The sequence below is a fragment of the Herbaspirillum sp. C7C2 genome (assembly GCF_022627865.1).
Lineage (GTDB): Bacteria > Pseudomonadota > Gammaproteobacteria > Burkholderiales > Burkholderiaceae_D > Herbaspirillum > Herbaspirillum frisingense.
Genome location: NZ_JABXGI010000021.1, coordinates 1 through 17611 on the forward strand (window position 1 = coordinate 1; position 17611 = coordinate 17611).

Consider the following 17611-nt stretch of genomic DNA (forward strand, 5'->3'; position numbering starts at 1 on the left):
GTAGCACCACTACGGCGCGTCGCTGCGCCTAGGCAGACAACGCTTGGCGACCTCTCGCACTCGTAGATTAAATGTGAACAGGCCCTAGTCCGACTTGAGTCGGGACTGGCGGGGCGGGTGATCCGCCAGAACCCTGCCGACCTGACTCGCCCGGTCGTGCAGGTCTTGCATGCCCGGGACGAACATGACATCGGCAGCAACGGCGTGCTCGACCTGATGGCCTGGCCACGGACGGATGGCATCGTACAACGCGGCCAGGATGCGAACCCTGCCAGCTGATATCCGGGGACTCAGTTCAGGCCACTGCCACCAGGCGGTCCAGTTTCTCGCCATCGTCGAGCAGGCTCTGGCTGTCGGAGGCATGCACGATACGCCCACGATCCAGCACGATGGCACGCTGCGTGAGCGAGAGCGCCATGCGGGCGTGCTGCTCCACCACGATCACCGACATGCCCTCCTCGCTGACCAGGCGACGGATCACCTTGAGCAGTTCCTGCACGATGATCGGGGCCAGGCCTTCCATCGGTTCATCCAGCAACAGGATGCTGGGGCTGACCATGAGAGCGCGGGCGATGGCCAGCATCTGCTGCTCGCCACCGGAGAGCTGGTTGCCCATGTTGTTGCGGCGTTCATGCAGGCGCGGGAAGATCTGGTAGATCTTTTTCAGGTCCCACTGGCCGCCGCGTTCGACCACGGTGAGATGTTCTTCCACCGACAGTGAGGGGAACATGAAACGTTCCTGCGGCACCCACCCCAGGCCCGCATGGGCGCGCTTGTGCGTGGGCACCCGCACGATGTCGCCACCGCGCCAGCGGATGCTGCCGCCATGCATGCGGGTCAAGCCCATCAGGGTGATCAGCAGGCTGGTCTTGCCCACCCCGTTGCGGCCCAGCAGGGCCAGGCTCTCACCTTCGTTCATCGCGAAGGACACGTCTTCCAGTACGATGGATTCGCCATACCCGGCGGTCACTTTCTCCAGCGTCAGCAGTTCACGCATGTTCGGCCTCCCCCAGATAGACTTCCCTGACCCGCTGGTCGGCGGCGATCTCGGCCGGCGTTCCCTCCACCAGTACCTTGCCGCCCACCAGCACGGTGATGCGCTCGGCGAAGCGGAACACCAGTCCCATGTCATGCTCGATGAAGACGATGGTGACCTCGCGCGGCAATTGCGCGATGACTTCGAAGAGTTCACGACTTTCGGCCGAGGGGATGCCGGCCGCCGGCTCATCCAGCAGCAATACCTTGGGCCGGGTGGCCAGGGCCAGCGCAATCTCGACCAGCCGCTGCCTGCCGTAGGCCAGACTGCGGGTCAGGGTGTTGGCGTCCTGCTCCAGCTTGAGCGAAGCCAGCAGAGACATGGCTTCCTCCACCACCTCGGTCTGGCTGGCCACGGTCTGGTACCACTTGTATTGCATGCCGCGCCGTTCCTGGATCGCCAATACCACCGACTCCAGCACGGTCAGGCCGGCGAACAGGGTATTGATCTGGAAGGTGCGGGTCATGCCGCGCTTGACGCGTTCATGCTGCGGCAGGGCCGTGATGTCTTCGCCGCCGAACCAGACCTTGCCGCTGCTGGGGGCAAAGCCGCCGGTAAGCAGGTTGATGAAGGTGGTCTTGCCGGCGCCGTTGGGGCCGATCAGGGCATGGCGCGCCCCGGGAGCGAAACTGAGCGAGACATCGCTGTTGGCAACGAAACTGCCCCAGCGCTTGGTCAGGCCTTCGGTGCGCAGCGTGGTGTCACCGATGGATGGATGCGGGCTCATGCACGGCCTCCCTTGAAGAATTTGTCACGCAGCACGGCCAGGCCTCCCAGCAAACCCCCACGGGCGAACAGCACGATCACGATCAGCAGCAGGCCGATCCAGAATTGCCAGTAGGCCGGATTGAGCCCGGACAGATAATCCTGCGCCAGCATGTAGACCAGCGCACCGACCAGGCCGCCATACAGGCGACCGGTACCGCCCAGCACCAGGATGATCAGCAACTCGGCCGAGCGCGGAAAACCCAGCACGTCCAGGCCCACGAACTGCGTGGTCTGCGCCAGCAGCGCACCGGCCACACCGGCCACCGCAGCGGCCACGGTGAAGATCACGACCAGTCGGCGGCTGACGTCGGCACCGATGGCAGGCATGCGGCGACCACCTTCGCGGATGCCTCTGAGCCCCAGACCGAACGGTGAATTGACCAGCCGCCGCAGTACCACGAACAGGACCAGCAGCACCGCGAAGCTGTACACATAGGCCACGCGCCCGTTGAGGTCGAACTCGAAGACACCGAAGATCTTGCTCATCACCATGCCCGAGAGCCCATCGACACCGCCAGTGATGAAGGCCGCCTTGTTGGCCGCTTCGAACAGCATCAGGCCGATGCCCAACGTCACCATCAGGCGAGTCAGGTCAGCCCCGCGCACCACCAGGAAGCTCACCAGGAAACCAGCGATGGCGGCCACCACGGCAGCCAGCAGCAGGCCGGTGATCGGCTCGCCCCACCCATGCACGGCCAGCAGACCTGCCGTGTAGGCGCCCAGCCCGAAGAAGGCCGCATGACCCAGCGAAACGATGCCGGCATAGCCCAGGATCAGGTCCAGCGAGATTGCGAACAGGCCCACGATCATGATCTGGCTGATCAGCACCAGGTAATCGGGGAAGACGAAATAGGCGGCTACCGGCAAGAGCCAGAACAAGATCTCCAGCGGCGTCCAGCGGTCATTGGGCAGGTGCAGGGCAGGCTTCATGGTCGGCTTTCCCGGACTGACGGCGGAGGTGGTGGAGGTGGTCGAGGTAGAAGTCGAGGCGGAATTCACGATGCTCATCCGCGCCTCCGCATCAGTCCGGCCGGGAACAGGATCAGCAGCACCACCATCAGACCATAGATGACGAAGGCACCGATCTCCGGCACATAGTATTTACCGGCCACGTCGAACACGCCCAGGATGATGGCCGCCAGCAGCGGCCCTTTGATGGTACCGGCACCACCCACGGCCACCACCAGCAGGAAATAGACCATGTACTTGACCGGGAAGGTCGGGTCCAGCCCCAGCACGTCGATGCCCAGACCACCGCCGAGACCGGCCAGGCCAGAACCAAGCGCGAAGGTCAGGCTGAACACGCGGCTGACGTTGATGCCCAGTCCGGCGGCAGCCACCTGGTTATCCACCGAGGCCCGGATCTGTGCGCCGAAGCGCGTGCGTTCGATCAGCAGGCCCAGGGCCAGCGTGACAATCACCACCACGCCAATCAGGAAGACGCGATAGGCGCCCACATCCAGTCCCAGCAGGGAGACCTGGCCCCGCAACCAGTCCGGCAGCACCACCGGTTGCTGGGTCGGCCCCCACTGCCAGGTGGCGCCGGCCACGGCCATGAAGGTCAGGCCGATGGAGAACAGCACCTGATCCAGGTGGCTGGCCTTGTAGAGACGGCGATACAGGGAACGTTCCAGCACCAGTCCGACCACGGCAGCCGCCAGGAAGGCCAGCGGCAGGGTCGCGAGGAAGGGGACACCCATGCGATTGAGCAGGCTGACGCAGACGTAGCCGCCCAGCATGGCAAAGGCGCCGTGCGCCAGGTTGATAAAGTTCATCATGCCCATCGTCACCGACAGGCCGACGCTGATCAGGAATAGCAGGCTGCCGTAGGCGATGCCGTCGAAGAGCACACCGAGGAAGTTGCCTAGCATGGCGCAGCTCCCCGATGACGGTGCGTGGGTGCGGCCGCACGCGGCGCGCAATCATGATGTCGATGCATGATGCGTTGTGTCTCCTATTCTGGCCTGCGGCTCTGTATTGGTGGCCGCTTGGTGATGGGATGGTGCTTTTTTCTATTGTGCTGCTTTTTCCTCTATGCCTGCCTGATCAATTTTCAGGATCACATCAACCATCTTCATGGTTGATCGAGCGATGGGGATGGTGCAGCCAGGTGCATCGCCGCGCCATCCCGCTGTCATCACACGCGTTCGATCACCATGGCGATGCCCTGCCCCACGCCGATGCACATGGTGCACAGCGCGTAGCGGCCACCGGTGCGTTCCAGCTGGTAGAGGGCGGTGGTCACCAGGCGGGCGCCACTCATGCCCAGCGGATGACCCAGCGCAATCGCGCCGCCATTGGGGTTGACCCGCGCATCGTCGTCAGACACGCCCAGTTCGCGCAGCACGGCCAGACCTTGCGAGGCAAAGGCTTCGTTCAGTTCGATCACATCCATCTGTTCGATGCGCATGCCGAGTTGCGCCAGCAGCTTCTTGCTGGCCGGGGCCGGACCCATGCCCATGATGCGCGGCGCGACGCCGGCCGTGGCCATACCCAGGATGCGGGCACGTGGCTTGAGCCGGTGTTGCTCGGCCGCCTCGGCACTGGCCAGCAGCAAGGCGCAGGCGCCATCGTTGACACCCGATGCATTGCCGGCGGTGACCGTGCCATCGGGCTTGACCACACCCTTCAGACGGGCCAGCGCTTCCATGCTGGTAGCACGCGGATGCTCATCCTGCGTGACGGTGACGGGGTCACCCTTCTTCTGCGGGATCACCACCGGTACGATCTCCTGCGCCAGGTTGCCATTGGCCTGCGCGGCGGCGGCCTTGGCCTGGCTGCGCACGGCGAACTGGTCCTGGTCCTCGCGGCTGACCTTGTAGTCGACGGCGACGTTCTCCGCCGTCTCGGGCATGGCATCCACACCATATTTCTGCTTCATCAAGGCATTGACGAAGCGCCATCCGATGGTGGTGTCCTGGATCGCGGCCTGGCGCGAGAAGGCGCTATCGGCCTTGCCCATCACGAAGGGAGCGCGAGTCATCGACTCGACCCCGCCGGCGATCATCAACCCGGTCTCGCCGGACTTGATGGCGCGCGCGGCGGTCCCCAGGGCGTCCATGCCCGAACCGCACAGACGGTTGATGGTGCTGCCCGGCACTTCCTGCGGCAGACCGGCCAGCAGCAGCGACATGCGGGCGACGTTGCGGTTGTCTTCGCCGGCCTGGTTGGCGCAGCCGAAGATGACGTCATCGATCGCGCTCCAGTCCACCTGCGGATTGCGCTCCATCAGCGCGCGCAGCGGTACCGCGCCCAGATCGTCGGCGCGCACGTCCTTGAGCGCGCCGCCGTAGCGACCGATGGGGGTACGGATGGCGTCACAGATAAATACGTCTTTCATGCATTCCTCGCAGCGAAAATTGGTTGATTCGAACGGACTCAGGCAGCCGGGCGCAGCGGTGCACCGGTCAGCTCCTGCAGTTGTTCGAAGGACAGGCCCTCGACGATCTCGCGCACCTGTAGTCCCTGCGGGGTGACGTCGATGACGGCCAGGTCGGTGTAGATGCGGTTGACGCAGCCGATGCCGGTGAGCGGATAGGCGCAGGCCTGGACCAGCTTGCTTTCGCCGGTCTTGGTCTGGTGATCCATCATCACGAACACCTGCTTGGCGCCGATGGCCAGGTCCATCGCTCCGCCCACGGCAGGGATGGCGTCCGGCGCGCCGGTATGCCAGTTGGCCAGGTCACCCGTGGCCGACACCTGGAAAGCACCCAGCACGCAGATGTCGAGGTGGCCGCCACGCATCATGGCAAACGAATCGGCATGGTGGAAATAGGCACCACCGGTCAGCAGCGTCACTGGCTGCTTGCCGGCATTGATGAGGTCTTCGTCTTCCTCGCCGGGCGCCGGGGCCGGGCCCATGCCGAGCACGCCGTTTTCGCTGTGCAGGAAGATTTCCTTGTCGGCCGGCAGGTAGTTGGCGACCTTGGTGGGCAGGCCGATACCCAGGTTCACGTAGGCGCCTTCGGGAATGTCCTGGGCCACGCGCGCGGCGATCTGTTCACGGGTAAAGCGATTCATTGCTGTGCCTCCTTGGTTTGCACGATCCGCTGCACGAAGATGCCGGGGGTGATGATGTTTTCCGGATCAAGCTGACCCAGTTCTACCACCTCGCTGACCTGGGCGATGGTGCATTTGGCGGCCATGGCCATGATGGGACCGAAGTTGCGGGCGGTCTTGCGATACACCAGGTTGCCCCAGCGGTCGCCACGCAGCGCCTTGATGAGCGCGAAGTCGGCGTGGATCGGCGACTCCAGCACATAGTGGCGGCCGTTGATCTCGCGGGTCTCCTTGCCTTCTGCCAGCATGGTGCCGTAGCCGGTGGGGCTGAAGAAACCGCCGATGCCGGCACCGGCGGCGCGGATGCGCTCGGCCAGGTTGCCTTGTGGGGTCAGTTCCAGTTCGATCTCGCCGGCACGGTAGAGTGCATCGAAGACATGGGAATCGGTCTGGCGCGGGAAGGAACAGATGATCTTCTTCACCCGCTTGGTCTTGAGCAGCGCCGCCAGGCCGGTGTCGCCGTTGCCGGCATTGTTGTTGACGATGGTCAGGTCGCGCGCGCCCTGGGCGATCAGCGCATCGATCAGGGCCGATGGCATGCCGGCATTGCCGAAGCCGCCGATCATGATGGTGGCGCCATCATGGATGTCGGCCACCGCCTGCTCCAGGGAGTCAGAAATTTTATTGATCACGTTGCTCTCACTTTAGATGCGGCGCCTGGGGCTGCGCCTGCTGGATATCCCGCCATCTGGTTTGCCACGTTGCAGCCGGGCGGGCGTGTTGCACGGGCTCGTCTCGGTCGGTGTCTGCGGACATTTGAGGCTTGCTGCCGGACTGACTTCAGACTGACTTTTCCCGGCACTCAATGTTCGATCACCGAACTAATGTTTGATTTTCGCACAAAAAGAGTTTAGCGATCCGGCTTGACGGCCGTCAAGAAAAACCGGCAGGATGTGTTCGCTTGCCGCACAAAACGTTAAAATCCGGACGCAATCGGCGCCGTCCAAAACCCGAGCCGTCCTGAACCATCCGCCCAGAGAGCCCATCCGAGTCCATGTCCACCGCACCCGCCGCCAAGACCCGCAAGACTGCTGCCAAAAGCAGCGCCACTGCTGCCTCCACTGCAGATGCCAAGGCCGGCAAGAGCAGCCGGTCCAAGAGCAAGGAAGTCGCTGTCGCACCCACTGCCGCGACCGAGGCGGAACGCGAGCTGACCATCGCCGAGGAAATCGACGCCCTCACCGACCCCAGCTTCATGACCTCCCTGGCGCGTGGCCTGGCGGTGATCCGCGCCTTCAGCGATTCGCGCCGCAGCCTGACCATCGCCCAGATCAGCCAGAAGACCGGGATCCCGCGTGCGGCAGTGCGACGCTGCCTGCACACCTTGAAGCAACTGGGCTATGCCGATTCGGACGTCAACAATTTCTCGCTGCGCCCCAAGATATTGACGCTGGGCTATTCCTATCTGTCGTCCACGCCGCTGACCGTTTCTGCACAGCCCTATCTGAACAACATCAGCCGTACCCTCGGCGAATCCTGCTCGCTGGCCGTGCTGGACGACAACGAAGTGCTCTACGTGGCCCGCTCGGCCACCTCGCGCGTGATGTCGGTAGCACTCAATACCGGCAGCCGGCTGCCGGCCTACTGCACCTCGCTCGGTCGTGCCATGCTGGCGCACCTGCCGGACGACCAGTTGAAGGCCTATTTCGACAAGGTCAAGCTGCGCGCCCTCACCGAGAAAACGGTGGTCTCGCAAAAACGCCTGCGTGACATCCTGGCCGGCGTGCGCGAAAACGGCTACGCGGTCATCGATGAAGAGCTGGAAGTGGGTCTGCGTTCCATTGCGGTTCCGGTGCGAGGCGCCTCCGGCAACGTGCTGGCGGCCCTGAACGTGGGCGCCCAGGCCGCACGTGTATCGCGCCAGCAGATGGAAGAAGAGATCCTGCCGGTGCTGCTGCGCGGTGCGCAGGAACTGTCGGTCCTGCTGCCCTGAAAAAAACCGGCCCGGCCCCTCTTGCGGGGAGCCGGACCGAAGACAAAAACAGACCCTGTCTTTGTCGTGCCGCGGATGTCGGCGCGCCCTCTCTGCCTGCGGGCGCGCCATCCTCCTCAAGAGCGTTCCAGCGACCTCACTCAGAAGGTGTGACGGATGCCCGACATCACCCCCAGCTGGTTCTTGCCCGCCCCCACGGTGCCACCCGCATCGATGGCCACCGCTGCAGTGCCGCCGTTCTTGATGTAACCCAGCGAGGTATACAGCGCGGTGCGCTTGGACAGGTTGTAGGTCAGACGTGCCACCGACAGCGTGACATCGTTGGGGCTGTTCTTCACCGACAGGCGCGACACCTGTGCATCCAGCACCAGGGCCACGGACAGCGGATAGCTCACGCCCAGGTAGTAGAGATCGGAGTCGGTATTGACGTTGGCAGCCGCGCGGGTGCGGCGATCCACCACACCGCCACCCAGCTTGACGTCACCGATCATGAAGTAGCCGTTGAGCGTGATGCGCTGATCGCTGTTGCTGCTGCTGGTGAGACCGCCGCTGGCACCGGTATTGCCATACAGGATGTCGTAGGAACTGGTCACGCCCCAGCCCTTGCCGTCATATCCCAGCAGACCCGTGACCTGGCGGCAGGCCTTGCTGTTGCCGGCCACTTCACCGGGGCAGTTGGTCGCTGCCGGTCCGCCGGTGGCCGACGTGTCGCGACCGAAGCTGTAGGTCGCGCCGACGGTGAAGCCACTGAAGCTGCCAAGGTAGCCGATGGCGTTGTCGCTACGGGCATTGGGCAGGTAGGCATCGATGCTACCGATGGCGAAGATGTTGGGTCCCATGACGTCGGTCTTCAACTGCGACAGATAGGTCATGTTGACCTGGCGTCCCAGCATGATCTGGCCCCAGTCGCCTTTCAGGCCAACGTAGGATTGGCGCCCGAAGATGCGGTTGCCCTGCCCCATCGAACCCGTGTCAGGCGCGAAGCCGCTTTCCAGCACGAACATCGCCTGCAGGCCGCCGCCCAGGTCTTCCGTACCCTTGAAGCCGATGCGTGAGGGGAAGCTGCCGGTCAGCGACGGCATCTTGAACACCGAATTGCCATTGGCGTTGGCATTGGTGGTGTAGACCACGCCGGTATCGACGATACCGTAGATGGTTACCGAACTCTGGGCCAGCGCCGAACCGGCCGTACCTGCACAAGCACATGCTGCCGCGGCCAGGGCCACTGCGCGCAAGGTCATTTTCTTTGTCATTGCCATCTCCTCCTGATTTCTATGAATGATGATTGGCCGGTCTGCTGCCGTAGAGCGTTGCCCTCCTCACGCTCTCCGACGATTCGCCGCTCGCCGGGCCGGGTCACTTCCAATACCGTCAGTCCCTCCGGTGTTGCCGATATTGCGGGTGTTGCTCTTGCGAATTCTTCGATGCCTCTACGACAAGCTGGCCAGGCGCGGGCGTAAAAAGGCCCCTGCCCCATGCTCCAGGCCATCGGCATATTTACTGGCGGACACAATTTGTGTCGCCTCACCAAATACGAGTTGGTCGACACCACCAGGCGGGTGTCGCAGAAAGATTCGTCTCGTTGCTTATTTTTTATAACTTTTATTAGCCGTTCGGTTACCGCACATCGGTTTGTTTACCGAACGGATGGTGCGATACTATTGTCGGCACCGAAGCTTTGTCAACAAGGCGAGCCGAGGAAGGGAAATCGATGCGTCGTCCGAGTGCAACAGTCGGACCGGCGATGAGACAATCACGACGGCACCAGAACCGCCTGCCCATCGCCCCTCACCACAATCACAAAGGAGACTGAAAAATGACGTTCAAGAAAATCGCGTTGCTGGCTCTGCTGGCGACTTCCCAGCTCATGACAGTTGCGTCCGCACGGGCCGAGGAAACCATCAAGGTCGGTCTGGTCGCAGCCTTCTCCGGGCCCTTCGCCGACTACGGCAAGCAGATGGAGGGCGGCATCAAGGCATGGATGGCGCAGCATGGCGATCAGGTCGCGGGCAAGAAGGTGCAAATCATCATCAAGGACACCACCGGTCCGGCGCCGGAGATCGCCAAGCGCCTGGCGCAGGAGCTGGTGGTGCGCGACAAGGTGGACTTCCTGGCCGGCTTCGGCCTCACGCCGGAAGCGCTGGCCGTGGCGCCGATTGCGGAGCAGGCCAAGAAACCGATGATCATCATGAATGCCGCCACCTCGATCATCACCACCAAGTCCAACTACATCGCCCGCTTCTCGATGACGCTGCCGCAGGTCTCCGGCCCCATGGCGACCTGGGCGTTGAAGAACGGCATCAAGCGGGTAGTCACGCTGGTGGCAGATTACGGCCCGGGCATCGATGCCGAGACCGCCTTCAAGACCAACCTGCTGGGTGGCGGTGGCCAGGTGCTGGAATCGATCCGGGTACCACTGCGCAATCCGGAGTTCGCGCCCTACATCCAGCGCATCAAGGATGCCAAGCCGGAGGCGGTGTTTATCTTCGTGCCGGCCGGTGAGCAGAGCATTGCGTTCATGAAGGGGTATCGTGAGCGCGGCCTGGCCGAGGCTGGCATCAAGGTGATTGCCACCGGTGACCTGACCGACGATCACGTCATGCCCGCCATGGGCGACGCCACGCTGGGCGTGATCACCACCTTCCACTATTCGGCCGCCCATGATTCGCCGGAGAACAAGGCTTTCCTGAAAAGCTTCGCCGCCGCCAATCCCGGTGCGGGACGTCCCAACTTCATGGCCGTGGCAGCCTATGACGGCATGAATGCGATCTACGAGGTCAGCAAGAAACTCAATGGCAAGATCGACGGCGACAAGGCCATGGCCATCCTCAAGACCATGAAGTTCATGAGCCCGCGCGGACCCATTGCCATCGACCCGGCCACCCGCGACATCGTGCAGACGGTCTATGTGCGCAAGGTGGAGAAGATCGGTAACGAAGCCTACAACGTCGAGTTCGACAAGTTCGAGAACATGAAGGACACCGGCAAGTAGTCCTTGCCATGCCCACGGGAAACGCCGGTGATGCACTGCACACCGGCGTTTTTTCTTTGCGTGTGCGCATGGCATGCGGGCTGGCGCTGCACGTCCGGAAAAAAAGCAAGCCAGGGCAGCGCAACGCAGCATCGACGTATCGGTGACACCCACAAAAATATGTTCGGCTACCGCCCGCTTTTGGGAATAACGCACAACACGCCACACTGATGGCGCTTGCTTTTGCGCACATCTTACTTATACTAAATAAACGTTATAACTTATAACTAATTTCAAAAAACCTACGGGCATGACCAGAGACAGCATGAACCAGCACAGCGACCTTCTCGACATCCAAGTGCACGGCGCCATCGCCGAGATCGCACTCAACCGCGCCGCCAAACGCAATGCCCTCAACGACCCACTGGTACGCGCCATCCGCGATTGCTTCGAGAACCTGCCGGCGGGCGTGAAGGTCGCCATCGTCCACGGCAAGGGCGAGCACTTCTGCGCCGGACTGGACCTGTCCGAACTGCGCGCACGCGACACCAGCGAATCCATGCACCACTCGCGCATGTGGCATGCCGCCTTCGAACAGATCGGCTTCGGCCGGGTACCGGTGATCGCGGTGCTGCACGGCGCAGTCATCGGCGGTGGCCTGGAACTGGCAGCGGCTGCCCACATCCGGGTGGCCGAGCCGAGCGCCTTTTATGGCCTGCCGGAAGGGCAACGCGGTCTCTTCGTCGGCGGCGGCGGTTCGGTGCGTATCTCGCGCCTGATCGGCGTGGCGCGCATGGCCGACATGATGCTGACCGGGCGCGTGCTGAACGCCGAAGAAGGTCACCAGGCCGGCATCTCGCAATACAGCGTGGCCGCTGGTGCGGGACTGGACAAGGCGCGCGAGCTGGCAGAACGCATCGCCGGCAACGCACCGATGACCAACTACGGTGTCATGCACGTGCTGCCGCGCATCCACGATCAATCGATCCAGGATGGATTGATGACCGAATCCCTGATGGCGGCGGTGGCCGGCAGCGATCCCGATACCAAGGGACGGCTGGCAGCCTTCCTCGATCACAAGCAGAACAAGGTCAGGCCGGGCTGAGTACGTCCGGCACAGGGGCCAGGACAGGACCAGAAAGTCAGTAATACAGCGCAATACATAACAACACCACTGCCCGACCACGATCGGGCAGTCAGACAACAGAGACATGTATGAACACTCCACCTCGCTATCGCAGCGTCAGGTTCGGCATCGGCGGCGTTGACGTCGTCGCCGGCGCTGACGGCACCTCCATCGTCAGGACGCGCCAGCCACTGCAGGACTATCCGGCGCGCCTGACCGACAAGCTGATCCACTGGGCCACGGTCGATCCCGAGCGCACCTACATGGCCCGCCGCGACCAGGACGGCCAATGGCGCCGCATCAGCTACGGCCAGGCCCTGCAGAGTGCGCGCCGTATCGGCCAGGCGCTGCTGCAGCGGGGATTGTCGGCCGAACGTCCTCTGCTGATCCTGTCCGAGAATGACCTGGAACATGCCATGCTGGTGCTGGGTTGCCATTACGCGGGCGTACCTTATGCACCGGTGTCGTCGGCGTATTCGCTGCTCTCCAGGGATTACGCCAAGCTGCGCCACGCGGTGCAGTTGCTCACTCCCGGCCTGATCTTCGCCGCCCATGGCGAGAAGTTCGCGGCTGCCGTCGCGGCAGTGGCGCCGGAGATCGAATTCGTGGTCACCGAAGCGCCGCCACCAGGGCGCGCATGCACGCTCTTCGCAGAACTTGATGCCACCCGTGCCGGCGACGAGGTCGAACGTGCCTATGCCGCCACCGGGCCGGACACCATCGTCAAGTTCCTCTTCACCTCGGGCTCGACCAAGATGCCCAAGGCGGTGATCAACACCCAGCGCATGATGTGCAGCAACCTGCAGATGATCGTGCAGACCTTCCCCTTCCTGGCCGAGGAGCCGCCGATCCTGATCGACTGGCTACCCTGGAACCATACCTTCGGCGCCAACCATAACGTGGGCATCGTGCTCTACAACGGCGGCACCATGTACATCGACGAAGGCAAGCCGACCCCGCAGGGACTGGCCACCACCCTGGCCAACCTGCGCGAGATCGCGCCCACGGTCTACTTCAACGTACCGGTGGGTTGGGAAGGCATTGCCCATGCGCTGGAAAAGGACGAGGCCCTGCGCCGTACCTTCTACAGCCGCCTGCGCATGCAGTTCTACGCCGGCGCGGCCCTGGCGCAGCCGGTATGGGACAAGCTGCATGCCACCGCCGAGGCCACCTGCGGCGAGCGCATCGTGATGTCCTGCGGGCTGGGCATGACGGAGACCTCGCCCTCGGCCCTGTTCGTGGTAGATCACCAGGTCAAGGCGGGCCAGATCGGCATCCCCACGCCGGGCATGGAGATCAAGCTGGTCCCCAATGGCGACAAGATCGAGATCCGCTATCGCGGTCCCAATGTCACGCCCGGCTACTGGCGGGCGCCGGAACAGACCGCCGAGGCCTTCGACGAGGAGGGTTACTTCCGCTCCGGCGACGCGGTGCGCTGGCTCGATGCGGCCCATCCGGATCGCGGCTTCATGTTCGATGGTCGGGTGGCGGAGGACTTCAAGCTCTACACCGGCACCTGGGTCAGCGTCGGTCCGCTGCGTGCATTGATCGCCCATGAGGGCGCGCCCTACCTGCAGGATGCCGTCATCACCGGCCAGGACCGCAACGAGGTCGGCATGCTGATCGTCCCCAACATCGAGCGCTGCCGCCAACTGGCGCGCCTGCCGGCACAAGCGTCGCGGGCCGAGGTCCTGTCGGCACCGGCCGTACGCGGCTTCTTCCAGGGTGTGCTGGATCGTCTGCAGACACATGCCACGGGCAGTTCCAATCGCGTGATGCGGGCGCTGGTGCTGATTGACCCGCCTTCATTCGACCGTGGCGAGATTACCGACAAGGGATCCATCAACCAGCGTTCGGTACTGACGCACCGCGCCGCGCTGGTCGAGGCGCTGTACGCCGGCACCGACCCGGACCTGCTGACGGCACAGGCCGCGCTCACAACCGCTCACTGAGGAAGCATTGCACATGGCACAGGCAGCGTTCTATTCAAGCTTCAAGGATATCTGGCTCATCGGCGGCGTACGCACGCCCATGGTCGACTACTGCACCAGCTTCAGCCAGCTTTCGCCCACCGACATGGGGATCAAGGTGGCCCGCGAGGTACTGGCACGCACCGGCGTGGCGGCCGCCGACATCGGCTCGGTCATCGCTGGCAACATGGCCCCGGGCGACGCCTACCAGTACATGCTGCCGCGTCATATCGGCCTGTACGCCGGCGTGCCGATCACTACCCCGGCCATCATGGTCCAGCGCATCTGCGGTACCGGCTTTGAACTGATCCGCCAGGCCGGCGACCAGATCGAACGCGGCTACACCGAAACCGCCCTGATCGTGGGCAGCGAGTCGATGACCCGCAATCCCATCGTCGCCTTCTCGCATCGCAGCGGCTTCAGGCTGGGCGCGCCGGTGGAATTCCAGGACTACATGTGGGAAGCGCTGGTTGATCCGGCACCCGGCATCACCATGCCGCAGACCGCCGAAAACCTGGCCAGGAAATACGGCATCACCCGCGCCGAGGTCGATACCTACGCCGCCTATTCCTTCGAGCGCGCATTGAAGGCGCAGGCCGCCGGTTTCCATGCGGGCGAGATCGTGCCGGTGGTCAATGAGACCTTCCACCTGGAGGGCTACAACGACCGTCACATCAAGCTGCAAGGCAAGCTCACCGAAGCAGCCAGCGATACCCATCCGCGCCCGTCGCCGGTGGACGTGCTGGGTAAGCTGCGTACGCTCTACCCGGATGGCGTGCAGACCGGCGGCAACAGCTCGGCGCTGGTCGATGCGGCGGCAGCCACCATCGTCGCCTCCGGTGACTATCTGCGGCGCCATGACAAGGCACCGCTGGCCCGCGTGGTCGCCGCCGCCGTGGCCGGCGTGCCGCCGGAGATCATGGGCATCGGCCCGGTGCCGGCCATCCGCACGCTGCTGGAACGCAATGGCCTGACGGTGGCCGACATCGGCTGCTTCGAGATCAACGAAGCGCAGGGCGCGCAGATCGTGGCGGTGGAGCGCGAACTGGGCATCGATCGCGAACGCCTCAACGTCAATGGCGGCGCCATCGCCCTGGGTCACCCGCTGGCAGCCACCGGTGTGCGCCTCTCGATCACGGCGGCACGCGAAATGAATCGTCGGGAAGCCCGCTACAGCATCGCCTCGGCCTGCATCGGCGGTGGCCAGGGCATCGCCCTGCTGCTGGAAAACCCGGCGGCTTCCCACTGAATCGAGAAGGACTCTTACCATGCAACTGCAAGGACAAGCCGCACTGGTCACCGGCGGCGCCTCCGGCCTCGGGGCCGAGACCGTGCGCCAGCTGGTGCACGCCGGCGCCCGCGTTTCCATCCTCGACGTGAACGTCGAAGCGGCACAGGCGCTGGCGGCCGAATTGAATTGCCACGCCGCACGCTGCGACATCACCGACAGCGCCTCGGTCGAGGCTGCGCTGGACGCCGCGCAGCAAGCCAATGGCGTACCACGCATTCTCATCAACTGTGCCGGCATCGGCGGTGCCAAACGCATGGTCGGCAAGGACGGCAGCGCCATGCCGCTGGAGGACTTCAGCCGCATCGTCAACGTCAACCTGATCGGCACCTTCAACGTGATCCGCCTGGCGGCCGCCCGCATGGCCGCAACCGACGCGCTGGAAGACGGCGAACGCGGCGTGATCGTGGCCACCGCCTCGGTGGCGGCTTTCGACGGCCAGGTCGGACAGGCCGGCTATGCGGCCTCCAAGGGCGGCATCACCGCCATGACGCTGCCACTGGCACGCGACCTGGCGCAATACGGCATCCGCGTGGTCACCATTGCACCGGGTCTGTTCCTGACGCCCCTGCTCTACAAGCTGCCGGACGAAGTACAGCAGTCGCTGGCCTCCAGCATCCCCTTCCCGAAACGTCTGGGCAAGGCCGAAGAATATGCGCAACTGGCGCTGCATATCGCCACCAACCTGTCGCTCAACGGCGAGGTCATCCGCCTGGATGGCGCACTGCGGCTGGCGCCGCGTTGAGGAGAGCGACATGAGCAAGACCATCATCTATCCGGTGCGCGTGGAATTCGGCGATTGCGATCCGGCCGGCATCGTGTTCTTTCCCAATTTCTTCCGCTGGTATGACGCAGCCTCGCGCAATTTCTTCCACCAGTGTGGGGTGCCGCCCTGGCGCGAGACCGAAAAGACCCGCGGCATCATCGGCACGCCCGTGGTGGACATCAGTTCACGCTTCGTGCGCCCGGCCACCTACGGCGACCAGGTGGAGGTGCATTCCACCATCATCGAATGGAACGACAAGACCTTCGTGATGCGCCACGAATTGAAACGTGATGGCGAACTGCTGTGCGAAGGACGCGACACCCGGGTGTTTGCGATCCGCCATCCGGACGATCCAAACCGCATCAAGGCCATCGCCATTCCGCAGGACATCAGGGAAATGTGCAGCTAGACAGGAATCAGCAGACCAGGCAACAAACGAGGCGGAGCGTCCATGCCCTGCCCGTCATAAATCGATCACTCGATGACAAATACAAGGAGACGGAGATGAAGATGAAACTGGCAATCAAGGCAGGGGTACTGGCTTCCATGCTGGCCTGTTCCGCAATGGCACATGCCGAACTGACCATCGGCGTGGTGATGTCGCTGACCGGCCCGGGATCGGGACTGGGCATTCCGGCCAAGAACGGTTTCGCCCTGTGGCCGGAGACCATCGGCGGGGAAAAGGTCAAGCTCATCATCCTCGATGACGCCACCGATCCCACCCAGGCCAGCAAGAATGCGCGCCGCCTGGTGGCCGAAGACAAGGTCGACCTGATCATCGGCTCGGCCGCCGTGCCGCCCACGCTGGCCATCGCCGATGTCGCGCTGGAAACCCAGACCGTGCAGTTGGCCATCTCCCCCATCGAAACAGCCGAGGGCAAGGACGCCTGGACCTTCCGCCTGCCGCAATCGACCGCCGTGATGGCCGGTGGCGTGGTGGAGCAGATGAAGAAGCTGGGGGTGAAGACCGTGGGCTTCCTCGGCTACTCGGACTCCTATGGCGAGAACTGGTTGAAGGAAGTGCAGCGCCTCACAAGCGCCGCCGGCATCAAGATGGGCACGGTGGAGCGCTTCTCCCGGGCTGACACCAGCGTGACGGCGCAGGCCTTGCGAGTGGTCAGCTCCAACCCGGATGCGGTGCTGGTGGTGGCCTCCGGCAGCGGCGCGGCCATGCCGCACAAGGCGCTCATCGAGCGCGGCTACAAGGGCAGGATCTTCCAGACCCATAGCGCCGCCTCGCGCGACCTGATCCGCCTGGGTGGCAAGGATGTGGAAGGTTCCTACGTCATCTCCGGCCCGGCCGTGGTGCCGGAGGCCCTGCCGGACAGCAATCCTTCCAAGAAGCTGGCCATGGACTTCGTCACGCGCTACGAGAAGCAATTCGGCGCCGGCACCCGCAACCTGTTCGCGGCCCATACCTACGATGCCCAGCTGGTGTTGCAGAAGGTGGTCCCGGAGGCATTGAAGAAGGCCAAACCCGGCACCCCAGCCTTCCGCACTGCGCTGAAGGAAGCGCTGGAGAGCGCCGGCCCGATCCAGATTTCGCAAGGCACGCTGAACTACTCGCCGAAGGATCACTTCGGTCTGGGTGACGATGCCCGCATCATGCTGACCATCCAGAATGGCAACTGGAAGGCAGTCAACCCCTGACGCTGCGCCAACCGTTGCGGCGGCACGGCTTGATTGCAGACCGT

General features: G+C 63.7%; 17 protein-coding genes. 9 read left to right on the forward strand and 8 right to left on the reverse strand.

What is annotated here, in order from left to right; genetic code table 11:
• The first annotated feature begins 117 nt into the window (after window positions 1–117).
• A complete protein-coding gene (locus tag HWE04_RS20160; protein ID WP_174616828.1) occupies window positions 118–279 on the forward strand; it encodes a hypothetical protein in 162 nt (53 codons plus the stop codon).
• A gap of 16 nt (window positions 280–295) precedes the next feature.
• Here HWE04_RS20160 and HWE04_RS20165 read toward each other — a convergent pair whose 3' ends face one another.
• From HWE04_RS20165 to HWE04_RS20195, 7 genes are all read right to left on the reverse strand, one after another.
• The gene (locus HWE04_RS20165; RefSeq protein WP_180671184.1) at window positions 296–997 is read right to left on the reverse strand and encodes an ABC transporter ATP-binding protein; all 702 of its coding nucleotides are present in this window, start codon (window positions 995–997) and stop codon (window positions 296–298) included.
• Window positions 990–1763 (reverse strand): ABC transporter ATP-binding protein, encoded by a 774-nt coding sequence (locus tag HWE04_RS20170; protein WP_241813519.1) that lies wholly within the window; start codon window positions 1761–1763, stop codon window positions 990–992. The genes HWE04_RS20165 and HWE04_RS20170 overlap by 8 nt, the downstream gene beginning before the upstream one ends.
• Complete coding sequence (locus HWE04_RS20175; RefSeq protein WP_241813520.1) at window positions 1760–2812, reverse strand: branched-chain amino acid ABC transporter permease; 1053 nt, start codon at window positions 2810–2812, stop codon at window positions 1760–1762. The genes HWE04_RS20170 and HWE04_RS20175 overlap by 4 nt, the downstream gene beginning before the upstream one ends.
• A complete protein-coding gene (locus HWE04_RS20180) occupies window positions 2809–3675 on the reverse strand; it encodes a branched-chain amino acid ABC transporter permease (protein ID WP_077235997.1) in 867 nt (288 codons plus the stop codon). Before HWE04_RS20180 ends, HWE04_RS20175 begins: the two co-directional genes overlap by 4 nt.
• Window positions 3676–3941: 266 nt before the next feature.
• On the reverse strand, window positions 3942–5144 hold the full coding sequence (pcaF, locus tag HWE04_RS20185) for a 3-oxoadipyl-CoA thiolase (protein ID WP_241813521.1): 1203 nt from the start codon (window positions 5142–5144) through the stop codon (window positions 3942–3944).
• A gap of 38 nt (window positions 5145–5182) precedes the next feature.
• Window positions 5183–5824: a CoA transferase subunit B gene (locus HWE04_RS20190; RefSeq protein WP_006461652.1), complete on the reverse strand. Its 642-nt coding sequence runs from the start codon at window positions 5822–5824 to the stop codon at window positions 5183–5185.
• Entirely contained in the window at window positions 5821–6495 is a 675-nt protein-coding gene (locus HWE04_RS20195; protein WP_006461651.1) for a 3-oxoacid CoA-transferase subunit A, read from the reverse strand. Before HWE04_RS20195 ends, HWE04_RS20190 begins: the two co-directional genes overlap by 4 nt.
• A gap of 362 nt (window positions 6496–6857) precedes the next feature.
• Here HWE04_RS20195 and HWE04_RS20200 point away from each other — a divergent pair, with 362 nt between their 5' ends.
• Window positions 6858–7796 (forward strand): IclR family transcriptional regulator domain-containing protein, encoded by a 939-nt coding sequence (locus HWE04_RS20200; RefSeq protein ID WP_241813522.1) that lies wholly within the window; start codon window positions 6858–6860, stop codon window positions 7794–7796.
• Between the two features lie 140 nt (window positions 7797–7936).
• Here HWE04_RS20200 and HWE04_RS20205 read toward each other — a convergent pair whose 3' ends face one another.
• On the reverse strand, window positions 7937–9049 hold the full coding sequence (locus tag HWE04_RS20205; RefSeq protein ID WP_241813523.1) for a porin: 1113 nt from the start codon (window positions 9047–9049) through the stop codon (window positions 7937–7939).
• A gap of 563 nt (window positions 9050–9612) precedes the next feature.
• On the opposite strand from HWE04_RS20205, the gene HWE04_RS20210 reads away from it, so the two are divergent.
• The 7 genes from HWE04_RS20210 to HWE04_RS20240 all read left to right on the forward strand — a co-directional run bounded on the left by HWE04_RS20210 (window position 9613) and on the right by HWE04_RS20240 (window position 17567).
• Window positions 9613–10788: an ABC transporter substrate-binding protein gene (locus tag HWE04_RS20210; protein WP_241813524.1), complete on the forward strand. Its 1176-nt coding sequence runs from the start codon at window positions 9613–9615 to the stop codon at window positions 10786–10788.
• A gap of 304 nt (window positions 10789–11092) precedes the next feature.
• On the forward strand, window positions 11093–11872 hold the full coding sequence (locus HWE04_RS20215) for a crotonase/enoyl-CoA hydratase family protein (RefSeq protein WP_006461647.1): 780 nt from the start codon (window positions 11093–11095) through the stop codon (window positions 11870–11872).
• Window positions 11873–11982: 110 nt separating this feature from the next.
• Window positions 11983–13845 carry a feruloyl-CoA synthase gene (locus HWE04_RS20220; protein WP_241813525.1) on the forward strand — a complete coding sequence of 621 codons (1863 nt, stop codon included), beginning with the start codon at window positions 11983–11985 and terminating at the stop codon, window positions 13843–13845.
• 13 nt (window positions 13846–13858) lie between these two features.
• A complete protein-coding gene (locus tag HWE04_RS20225; protein WP_241813526.1) occupies window positions 13859–15112 on the forward strand; it encodes a thiolase family protein in 1254 nt (417 codons plus the stop codon).
• 19 nt (window positions 15113–15131) lie between these two features.
• Entirely contained in the window at window positions 15132–15896 is a 765-nt protein-coding gene (locus tag HWE04_RS20230; RefSeq protein WP_077236005.1) for an SDR family NAD(P)-dependent oxidoreductase, read from the forward strand.
• A gap of 10 nt (window positions 15897–15906) precedes the next feature.
• Window positions 15907–16326 (forward strand): acyl-CoA thioesterase, encoded by a 420-nt coding sequence (locus tag HWE04_RS20235; RefSeq protein WP_006461643.1) that lies wholly within the window; start codon window positions 15907–15909, stop codon window positions 16324–16326.
• Between the two features lie 95 nt (window positions 16327–16421).
• A complete protein-coding gene (locus HWE04_RS20240) occupies window positions 16422–17567 on the forward strand; it encodes an ABC transporter substrate-binding protein (protein WP_241813527.1) in 1146 nt (381 codons plus the stop codon).
• The last annotated feature ends 44 nt before the right edge of the window (window positions 17568–17611 follow it).

What these genes read in the sequence shown, in the direction of transcription:
- HWE04_RS20165 (WP_180671184.1), bottom strand. Translation starts at nt 997, where the DNA reads ATGCGTGAACTGCTGACGCTGGAGAAAGTGACCGCCGGGTATGGCGAA.
- HWE04_RS20170 (WP_241813519.1), bottom strand. Translation starts at nt 1,763, where the DNA reads ATGAGCCCGCATCCATCCATCGGTGACACCACGCTGCGCACCGAAGGC.
- HWE04_RS20175 (WP_241813520.1), bottom strand. Translation starts at nt 2,812, where the DNA reads ATGAGCATCGTGAATTCCGCCTCGACTTCTACCTCGACCACCTCCACC.
- HWE04_RS20180 (WP_077235997.1), bottom strand. Translation starts at nt 3,675, where the DNA reads ATGCTAGGCAACTTCCTCGGTGTGCTCTTCGACGGCATCGCCTACGGC.
- pcaF (WP_241813521.1), bottom strand. Translation starts at nt 5,144, where the DNA reads ATGAAAGACGTATTTATCTGTGACGCCATCCGTACCCCCATCGGTCGC.
- HWE04_RS20190 (WP_006461652.1), bottom strand. Translation starts at nt 5,824, where the DNA reads ATGAATCGCTTTACCCGTGAACAGATCGCCGCGCGCGTGGCCCAGGAC.
- HWE04_RS20200 (WP_241813522.1), top strand. Translation starts at nt 6,858, where the DNA reads ATGTCCACCGCACCCGCCGCCAAGACCCGCAAGACTGCTGCCAAAAGC.
- HWE04_RS20205 (WP_241813523.1), bottom strand. Translation starts at nt 9,049, where the DNA reads ATGACAAAGAAAATGACCTTGCGCGCAGTGGCCCTGGCCGCGGCAGCA.
- HWE04_RS20210 (WP_241813524.1), top strand. Translation starts at nt 9,613, where the DNA reads ATGACGTTCAAGAAAATCGCGTTGCTGGCTCTGCTGGCGACTTCCCAG.
- HWE04_RS20215 (WP_006461647.1), top strand. Translation starts at nt 11,093, where the DNA reads ATGAACCAGCACAGCGACCTTCTCGACATCCAAGTGCACGGCGCCATC.
- HWE04_RS20220 (WP_241813525.1), top strand. Translation starts at nt 11,983, where the DNA reads ATGAACACTCCACCTCGCTATCGCAGCGTCAGGTTCGGCATCGGCGGC.
- HWE04_RS20225 (WP_241813526.1), top strand. Translation starts at nt 13,859, where the DNA reads ATGGCACAGGCAGCGTTCTATTCAAGCTTCAAGGATATCTGGCTCATC.
- HWE04_RS20230 (WP_077236005.1), top strand. Translation starts at nt 15,132, where the DNA reads ATGCAACTGCAAGGACAAGCCGCACTGGTCACCGGCGGCGCCTCCGGC.
- HWE04_RS20235 (WP_006461643.1), top strand. Translation starts at nt 15,907, where the DNA reads ATGAGCAAGACCATCATCTATCCGGTGCGCGTGGAATTCGGCGATTGC.
- HWE04_RS20240 (WP_241813527.1), top strand. Translation starts at nt 16,422, where the DNA reads ATGAAGATGAAACTGGCAATCAAGGCAGGGGTACTGGCTTCCATGCTG.